General features: G+C 57.8%; 4 protein-coding genes. All 4 read right to left on the bottom strand.

The features are described from left to right. Nucleotides 1-229 precede the first annotated feature (229 nt). Nucleotides 230-994, bottom strand: coding sequence for a hypothetical protein (locus LAN64_20505; GenBank protein ID MBZ5570208.1), 765 nt, complete (start codon nt 992-994; stop codon nt 230-232). Between the two features lie 152 nt (nt 995-1,146). Continuing rightward, on the bottom strand, nt 1,147-2,571 hold the full coding sequence (locus LAN64_20500) for a hypothetical protein (protein ID MBZ5570207.1): 1,425 nt from the start codon (nt 2,569-2,571) through the stop codon (nt 1,147-1,149). A 405-nt stretch (nt 2,572-2,976) separates the two neighbouring features. Then, the gene (locus LAN64_20495; protein ID MBZ5570206.1) at nt 2,977-3,684 is read right to left on the bottom strand and encodes a lipid-binding SYLF domain-containing protein; all 708 of its coding nucleotides are present in this window, start codon (nt 3,682-3,684) and stop codon (nt 2,977-2,979) included. A gap of 193 nt (nt 3,685-3,877) precedes the next feature. Further along, a complete protein-coding gene (locus tag LAN64_20490) occupies nt 3,878-4,066 on the bottom strand; it encodes a hypothetical protein (protein MBZ5570205.1) in 189 nt (62 codons plus the stop codon). Nucleotides 4,067-4,804: the final 738 nt, after the last annotated feature.

The following is a 4,804-nucleotide window of genomic DNA, read 5'->3' as shown; positions in this document are numbered from 1 at the left end:
TTTTCCCAAAGTGCTGAGGGTGTGGTAGCTTCGCTTCAAGGCGGTTCTCCTTTCGTTGAGAAAGTTTCCAACCCGACTCTATCAAGAGCCGGGTCGAGAACCGCCCCTCAACCTTCAACTATGGATGGGACACCCTCGCATTCCGGGACAAATCCGACCCAAATCACTGTATCTTCTTGCAGGCTCGAAGGTGTTCAACCCTGGGGACAAAGTGGACTGACCATCGGGCTTACCGGCGGCTGGCCGCTGGGGACAATTGCGAGCGAATCAGCGATTCGATCTGATTCAAGACGGCCGGATCGCACTCAATTTCGATGTGAGCTTTTTCGAATGCCCAGGCGTACCAGGGATACCCGGCGCAATGCACCGGATTCGCTCCATAGTCAAACCGGAAGCTCTCTACGAGCTTGGTGCGCGCCGGATCGGCGGCCCGAATCTGGCTCCGGCCATGAAGGAGTCCATTGGACTGGTAGAGATTGACGGCGTGAGCAACATTGACGGGGATTACCGAATCGTTCTCCCCCGGCTTTGCAACACTGTCCACCTGGATCGTCAACAGAACCGGGATCCCGTCCGTTTGCAGCTGCCGCGCCAAGGTGATCGTTTCCGACCCGCCCCAGCTATGTCCATAAATGATGATGCGGGCATCCTGCTTTTCCTGGACCGAAAGTGTCCCGTCGCGGTCGGCGTCCAAGAGCCGCCGGACTTCCTGGTAGGCGCTCTTGCGGCGGTGATTTTCAAAAACCTTCACATACACACCAGAAGGGTATTCTTCTCGGATGCGTGCAGCGAGCTGGACAGGGCCATGGACGAGGTCATCATGCCTGATGAATCCACCGACAAAACCGATGACGATGGCCGGAGAGCGTGGCTTCGCGCCGGTCGTGGAAGAAGTTGCAGGGGTTGCAGACGCGGCGACCAAACGCGGAGCGGGCTCTTGACCCGGGGCCACGGCCACCGAGAGCAAAAGCGTGAGGCAGATGCAGATACGCATGACTCTGAGGTAGGGAGAATCGTATAACAAGAACGCGCTTAGTGCGGGAAGAAGGTGCCGGCGCAGGGGCCGGAATGTTCAACTGTTCGGTTGCAAGTTCAAGGACAAACGAGGCGCGGTACCAAGATCCAAGCCCGCGTCCTGACGAGGGCTCAATAACTTCCGCCGCTGGGAGTGCTCACGGTGGGTTCGCTGGCGGCAGGCGCCCCGCCACGGTCTGCGAAAATCGAACTTTTCCTGCCGGCATCCTGCAAGAGCATCCAGTCGTTCTTGAATTCCAAGATCGATTCGCGGCCATGCTTGGGACTCTTCAACACGCGTGCGACGCGTGCCAGCAGCAACTCGCCGGCCAAGCGGGAATCGGAATCCGAAGAAAGAATATTGCTCGCGCTCAGGCCGAGCCGGGGAGACCCGTCCGCGTCCGGGAATTCCGCCCACAAGGCGCCATTCTCGTCGACAAGAAAAGTCCCCGCTTCATCTAGACGCTTAAACACGCGGTTCAGGGATTGGCGGTCCGGAATGGTCTCGTGGTGGACGGAGTCGTCAACCGCCGCGTCGAAGGCCTGGCGATAGGCCTTCCATTCCCGGGGATCTCCGATCGCGTCGGCACGCAGCTCGCGCTCAAGTGATGAGAGCTGCCTAGCGCGCGCATCCTGCTCGTCGGCCTTGGCGAGCCGGATCTGATGCCTGATCTCGGTGATCTCGGCGGTCGGGTATTTCTCCGCTTCGCGCTCCGGGTTGAACCGCCCCGTGAGCACGTAGAGAGCGGTTACGACGGGCAAGGCGTGTGCCGCGAAAACGGCCATCGGCACCAGCAGCTTCTTGGAGTGGTACAACTGCTCGGTCCCGTCGCGCACCTCGCTGCTGCGCTTGATGGTGCCGGGCACCTGAGCAAAGTGCAGAACGCGAAAGTGCGTTTCCGGATGCCGCAGCGCGTAGCGAGTAAACGAGCGCGCGATGGCCTTCGGGCTCGTCATCCCGAAGTCGTTGAGGTAGTCGGTCCTGGCGGCATGCGGAAAGTAGGTGTTGATAACGTGCTGCGTGAAATCCGCACAATTCCGCGTCACTCCGTTGAAGTGGTTTACGTTGGGAATCGAATTGAATTCCGCAATCAGCTTGCGGTCATCCTCCTCCGTGGTTTCAGCGACAAAAATGTAGATTCCACGGGAAAGACTGGCGCCGACCATCAGCCGCCATTCGGCGCTGTTGCTGGTCTGGCAGGATCGGGTGGTGCAGTATTCGGTCAGGTACTTCGCCCGGTATTGATCCTCGAGAACACGCTTGATCTTGGCGGAGCCGAATAGCGGACGGTTACGCGGGTCATCGACGCCATAGAGAAAAACGCTCAGCGGAACGGCGTTCCACTCGAAGGGGTAGTCCTCGCCCGGGTTCGTGTACGTGCTGATGACAGAACCCTGCTCGCCGGGACCGCAGAGGCGGAGCTTGACCGGTGAGTCCGGGCAGATGCGCGACAGATACACGGCGCTGTGCCCCGAGCCGGTAATCCTGTCGACGCTGGTGGCCAGCGACTCATTCAGGACAACTCCCACGTCGCCGTAGGCTTGAGAACTGGCCATCAACACGGCAACGCATGCCAGAGCAAATGAAAAAACGGCACCACGCACTCCTCTAGTTGACACTCTTGACCTGTGGAACATCATGCCCGGGATCCTCTGTCGAAAACCACGCACCCATCATAAGAATGCGGATGAAACTACAGTGCCCAGAATTACCCAATCCCATAACCCCATTTTCTGTCCCTTGTTGCGTGGGAGATACGCTTCGAGAACGGCGGCCAATACTAACCATTCCCACCACTTCACTCCGTGTCCTCTCCTGTGCGAGTCACGCAATTCAACCTTGGTCATCACCATGATCCTCCCATGAAGAGACGCGCCGTTGATGATTTTGGAGTTGGATTGAAACGATTGTGCGTCTCCTTTCGAGCAGGTTCGCTCCGGACACGCACAATGTCCCAGCGGCTACTGGTTACTTGCCTGTTCGGCCCGGGTATACTGCCCGATTTCTTTCAGCAGCGGCTCCGCCGCTTCCGGCACTCGCACCGAGCCATTCAGGATCTCCCGCCGATTGACATTGCCGCCGTACATGGCAGGGTTTCCGCTTTGGTCGGCCTGGACAACGGCGCCATCCAGGCTGACGCCGGCGAACAAGCCCTTACTGCGGGAATAAGTCAGGATCTCCGCATTCATCTTGGCGTCCGTATCAGCGGCAGCATGTCGACCGACCGGGCCCGCGGCTGCGGTTGCATCGGCGCCGATCTTGAACTTATCGCTGAGCAGGCTTCGCAAGCCCTTCTCATTCCTGAAAACCATCACCAGGTCCGTAGACGAACCGCCAATCTGGAAACCGACGCTGCCCCCGCCGAGGGCGACAAACAAGGGACTGCTCCAACCATCCGCAGTGCGGCAGGTTGCTATTCCCTTGCCATAGTTTCCGCCAACGACAAACGCGGCCTTCTTTTCCCCGGGAATGATGGCGATACATTTCGCAGACTCCAACAACTCCTGAGGGATCGCCTTGTCCGGGGTCGCCATGATCTCGCGAAAGACTTCCGTAGCATTTTGGATTCGTTCGATGTCGTCACTGCGTCCGGACCTGGCGAACGCTGAAGAAACCAGTGTCACAGAAAATACAAACAAAACGACTGCCACAACGATTCGCTTCATCATCACCAACCTCCATTTTCTTTGATGCCGCCTGTCTCTACTCTCGCTGTATTGCCAGCCAGCCAAGAGGACGGCGTAACAGCGATACGTCGAGCAGTTCTAGCCCTGTTTGGGGAGGCGGCCTGCTCTGCGAACTGCTCGACATCTTCGCTCCGCGCGGCGAAACAGAAACCCGTACCGAGCCAGCGCCCAACGTCTACCGCGCCTGCGCCGCCATTTCTTTGGGAGTGCTCACGTAGCCGCTGACCTTGCCCTTGTCAACCGCGAAGACGAAAGCCCGGCGCGGGTCTCCACCATCAGCTTGCAACTCAAGAATGCGGATCCCAAACGCAGTAACTACACCCTCAATGTGATCGCGGATGATCGCCTCATGAAGCCAGCACATAGACGCAGGCTACGCTGGCGATCACCAGCCGCGCGGTTTTTCCGCCGCCGGTCTTTGGGGAAGAACCATGCTCAGACGTCTTCTGCTGAGAATCATGCTCAGACGTCATCGGGGGAGAATCATACTCGTGCATGGTGTTTACCTCTCTGTGGTCAGGTTCAGTCAACAGCTTCGAACCTGCCAAAACGTCCCAGTCGGACTTAGTGAAAATGCAGGCCAGATGCCACAATGGCAATGAGAGCTGAAACTGATTGTGGAGACAGGCACTTATTTCGGGCGGCGCACGATTGCACTTCCGCTCGCCATGAAAAACTTACCCGGATGGAGCGATGGCCCTGCATTTCTGTCCCAGTGAGCAGAGGATAAACATGGTAAAAAGTTCCGCCGCCGCTTCCTGCCTTTGACCAGACATCCCCGTGGACTACGTCATTGCCGCAATTGCAGTTATCCATCGGATCGCGAGGTGGCATGCAAAATGCACCCGCATACGCCGAGGTATGTGGACTATGAATCCCACTTACTACACTGTGACGCGCTTTCTGTGGAGTGTCGCTAGCAAGAGTGATGTTTGGTTTCGTCTCATCTATGAGCGTAGCTACTGAGAGTGTCCCGCTTTTAGTTGGAGGTTGAAGAGCGGCGCTCGGGATCATGTTACGCGACCTCCTGCTTAGTCGCAGCTTTTTCTGTTTCTCCTCTTCCTAGGATTGCTCTCAGTTGCCAGATGTCCTTCCAGCCCAT

It is taken from the genome of Terriglobia bacterium, from assembly GCA_020073185.1.
In the GTDB taxonomy this organism is placed as follows: Bacteria; Acidobacteriota; Terriglobia; order Terriglobales; family Acidobacteriaceae; genus JAIQGF01.
Note: the sequence above shows the minus strand (reverse complement) of the source record. Positions and strands in the feature narration are given on the sequence as shown.